The 3,932-nt window shown below is 68.4% G+C and carries 5 protein-coding genes; all 5 read left to right on the top strand.

The annotated features are described in order from the left end of the window. The first annotated feature begins 80 nt into the window (after positions 1–80). Positions 81–1,040, top strand: coding sequence for a sugar phosphate isomerase/epimerase family protein (locus tag Y705_RS0101365; RefSeq protein ID WP_049822091.1), 960 nt, complete (start codon positions 81–83; stop codon positions 1,038–1,040). 34 nt (positions 1,041–1,074) lie between these two features. Beyond that, on the top strand, positions 1,075–1,212 hold the full coding sequence (locus tag Y705_RS21635; RefSeq protein ID WP_155849847.1) for a hypothetical protein: 138 nt from the start codon (positions 1,075–1,077) through the stop codon (positions 1,210–1,212). Continuing rightward, positions 1,209–2,195 carry a 5-dehydro-2-deoxygluconokinase gene (gene iolC, locus Y705_RS0101375; RefSeq protein ID WP_026531570.1) on the top strand — a complete coding sequence of 329 codons (987 nt, stop codon included), beginning with the start codon at positions 1,209–1,211 and terminating at the stop codon, positions 2,193–2,195. Before Y705_RS21635 ends, iolC begins: the two co-directional genes overlap by 4 nt. Next, complete coding sequence (locus Y705_RS0101380; protein ID WP_026531571.1) at positions 2,192–3,130, top strand: Cgl0159 family (beta/alpha)8-fold protein; 939 nt, start codon at positions 2,192–2,194, stop codon at positions 3,128–3,130. The genes iolC and Y705_RS0101380 overlap by 4 nt, the downstream gene beginning before the upstream one ends. Then, the coding region (locus tag Y705_RS0101385; RefSeq protein WP_253908436.1) for a thiamine pyrophosphate-binding protein at positions 3,127–3,932 on the top strand (806 nt) is incomplete at its 3' end. The genes Y705_RS0101380 and Y705_RS0101385, both read left to right, overlap by 4 nt.

Here is a 3,932-nt window from a genome sequence, read left to right on the forward strand (position 1 = left end):
ATACTGACCACTGATCAATCGATCGCCCGGACGAGTAACCATGGTGGCGATCAGGATCCGTAACCAAGAAGCAGGTCATCATGGCGCAGCAAAACTCGACCACCGCGACCGCCAACGCGGTGGCGCAGCAGAAAAACCCCGTGCTCATTGGCACAGCACCGGACTCGTGGGGCGTGTGGTTTCCCGATGACCCCCAGCAGACCCCGTGGGAGCGCTTCCTCGATGAGGTCGCCGAGGCCGGATACTCCTGGATCGAACTCGGGCCCTACGGCTACTTGCCGACCGACCCCGCGAGGCTCGCCAATGAACTTGCTCAGCGGAACCTGAAGGTCTCGGCGGGCACCGTTTTCACCGCCTTCCATCGCGGTGCTGAGCAGTGGCAGGAGGCTTGGGAGCCCGCCCGAAAGGTCGCCGAGCTGACGGCCGCCATGGGCGGCGAGCACATCGTGGTCATCCCGGCCATGTGGCGCGATGACGTCACGGGTAAGGCGCTCGAGAACGAGCACCTGAGCGAGGAGCAGTGGAACGCCCTGTGCTCGGGGCACGACCGCCTGGGAAAGGTGCTCCGCGAGGACTTCGGCCTTCAGCAACAGTTCCATTCCCATGCCGACTCCCATGTTTGCCACCAACCCGACATCGAGACGTTCTTGCAGCGCACGGACCCCGAGCTGGTCACCCTATGTCTGGACACCGGCCACGCCGAGTACGGCGGAGCGTCCTCCGTGGATTTGATACGCAAGTACCCCGAGCGGATCGGTTACCTGCACCTGAAGCAGATCGACCCCGTCGTTCTGGAGCGCGTGCGCCGCGAGAGCATGACCTGGGCTGCCGCCAACCTGGCCGGCGTCATGGTCGAGCCCCCCGCGGGCCTGCCGGATCTCGCCGCGGTGATCACGGAGGTCGAAAAGCTGGACCGGCCGATCTTCGGCATTGTCGAGCAGGACATGTACCCCGTCTCCTCCTTCGATGTCCCGCTGCCCATCGCAACCCGCACCTGCTCGTATCTCATGGGCTGCGGGTCTCGCACCAGTGTCCGCTGACCCGTACCGGCACCACCGACCTGGAGGACCGTCCATGAAGATCGCCCTCGACCCCACCCCGCATCCCGACATCCTGTTCTTCTCCGATCCCTCTCGGATTGACAACGTCGTCGTTCATGGTTGGAAGGATGCGCAGAAGTTCAGCGCCCAGAAGGCAGGAGCGGAGGCGTGAGCTATGACGTCGTGACCATCGGGCGCATCAGCGTCGACATCTATCCAGACGACATCGGTCTGGGCCTGGAGGACGTCACCAGCTTCGGCAAGTACCTCGGCGGCTCGCCCTCCAACGTGGCGGTCGCCGCGGCCCGCCACGGGGAGTCCGTCGCTCTGATCACGCGCACCGGCGACGACCCGTTCGGCACCTACCTGCACCGCGAGCTGGCCCGCTACGGTGTGGATGACCGGTTCGTCTCCGCCGTGCAGGGGCTGCAGACCCCAGTGACCTTCTGCGCGATCCGTCCCCCGGAGGACTTCCCGCTGTACTTCTACGGCCGTTTCCCCACGGCCCCGGACCTGCAGTTGCGGCCCGAGGAGATCGACGTCGAGACGGTGCGGGGGACCCGCATCCTGTGGTCGACGGTCACAGGGCTGTGCCAAGAGCCCAGCCGCTCCGCCCACCGGGCGGCGCACGAGGCCCGCCCCCGGGAAGAGCTGCGCGCGGACCAGCACACGATTCTCGACCTCGATTATCGCCCGATGTTCTGGGCCTCCGAGGAGGAGGCCAGCGTCCAGGTGCATGAATTGCTGCAGCACGTGACGATCGCGATCGGCAACGACAAGGAGTGCGCCGTGGCCGTGGGGGAGGGCACCCCCGACGAGCAGGCCGACCGACTGCTCGAGACCGGCGTGCGCATCGCCGTGGTCAAGCTCGGCTCCGAGGGAGTGATGGCCAAGACCCGTGACGAGCGCGTGGTCTCCGGCCCGGTCCCTGTCGAGACGGTCAACGGTCTCGGTGCGGGGGACTCCTTCGGCGGGGCCTTTTGCCACGGCATCAATCAGGGCTGGGCCCTCGAGCAGGTGCTCGACTACGCCAACGCCGCCGGCGCCATTGTGGCATCCCGGATCTCGTGCTCCGATGCGATGCCCACCCCCGACGAGGTCTTCCAGCTGCTGCGCGAACGCGGCCGTGCCGTTCCCGAAGGAGCCACCCGATGACGACGACATCCCCCACCGAGCTCGACACAACGGATCCGCGCCGCTATGAGCACCTGAGCCGGATCCGGCTTGAGGACCCCCGGGCCGTCCAGCGCACAGCCGACTCCCGGCGCCGCCACCCGGGCGCGGTGTATGGCCGACAGAACTTCGTGGTCGCCGCCGACCACGCGGCCCGCGGCGCCCTAAAGGTGCGCCAGGACCCCGGCGCAATGGCAGACCGGCGCGGTCTACTCGACCGGCTGCAGATCGCTCTGGCCAATCCCCGGGTGGACGGCGTCCTCGCCTCCCCGGACGTGCTGGACGACCTGCTGCTGCTCGGCGCCCTCGAGGGCAAGCTGGTCTTCGGCTCCATGAACCGCGGGGGCCTGCCCGGGTTGGTCAACGAGATCGACGACCGCTTCACCGGGCACACCGCGGAGGCCCTGGACCGGATTGGGGCCGACGGTGGGAAGATGCTGACCCGCATCTGCTTCGAGGACCCGCACACCACGTCTGTGCTGGAGAACACGGCTCGTGCCGTGGATTCCCTCGCGAAGCTAGGCCTCATCGCCATGGTGGAGCCGTTCATCTCCCGGATCACCGACACGGGCGTCGTCAACGACCTCTCCGCGGAGGCCGTGATCCAGTCCGTGGCCATCGCCCAGGGCCTCGGCGGCACGTCGTCGCACACCTGGATGAAGCTGCCCGTCGTGGCGGAGATGGAGCGGGTCATGGCGTCCACCACGCTGCCCACCGTCCTGCTGGGCGGGGACCCGAGCGGGCGCCCGGACGAGGTCTTCGCAACTTGGGAGGCCGCGTTGGCTCTGCCCGGCGTCCAGGGTCTCACGGTCGGGCGCACCCTGCTGTACCCGGAGGACGGCGACGTCGCCGGAGCCGTCGCCACCGCCGCCTCCCTGCTGAAGGGCCACCCCGTCGACGAAGGAGCCACCCGATGAGCACCCGCACCCTGTCCGTCTCCCAGGCGCTGGTCGCGTTCCTAGCCAACCAATGGACCGTGGATCGGATCGGTGCCGAGGAGTACCGGCAGCGCACGATCCCGGGCATGTTCGGGATCTTCGGCCACGGCAACGTGGCTGGGGTGGGCCAGGCGCTCAAGCAGTTCCAAGCCGAGGACTCCACGGTTATGCCTTACTATCAGGGGCGTAACGAGCAGGCCCAAGTGCACCAGGCCGTTGGGTATGCCCGACACACCCGGCGCCGGGCCACCTTCGCGGTAAGCACCTCGATCGGCCCGGGGGCCACGAACATGGTCACCGGCGCGGCGCTGGCCACCACCAACCGGCTGCCCGCGCTACTGTTCCCCTCGGACCAGTTCGCCTCCCGCATCCCGGACCCGGTGCTGCAGCAGCTCGAGCGCCCCGACGCCAATGACATCACCGTCAACGACGTCTTCCGCCCGGTTTCCCGCTACTTCGATCGCGTGTGGCGGCCCGAGCAGCTCTTCTCGGCACTGCTCAACGGCATGCGGGTGCTCATGGACCCGGTCGAGACCGGCGCAGTGACCATCGCCCTGCCGCAGGACGTGCAGGCAGAGCGGCTCGCGGTGCCCGAGGAGTTCCTCGCCCCCCGGGAGTGGCGGATTCGCCGTCCCGCCCCGGAGGAGGAGGACGTCCGTGCCGCCGCCGCGGCGATCCGCGCCGCCGAGCGGCCCGTGGTCATCGCCGGTGGTGGGGTGCACTACGCCTTCGCCACCGAGGCGCTGCGCGAGTTCGTGGAGGCCACGGGCATCCCCGTTGC

The sequence above is a fragment of the Arthrobacter sp. H41 genome, assembly GCF_000520535.1.
In the GTDB taxonomy this organism is placed as follows: Bacteria; Actinomycetota; Actinomycetes; order Actinomycetales; family Micrococcaceae; genus Arthrobacter_D.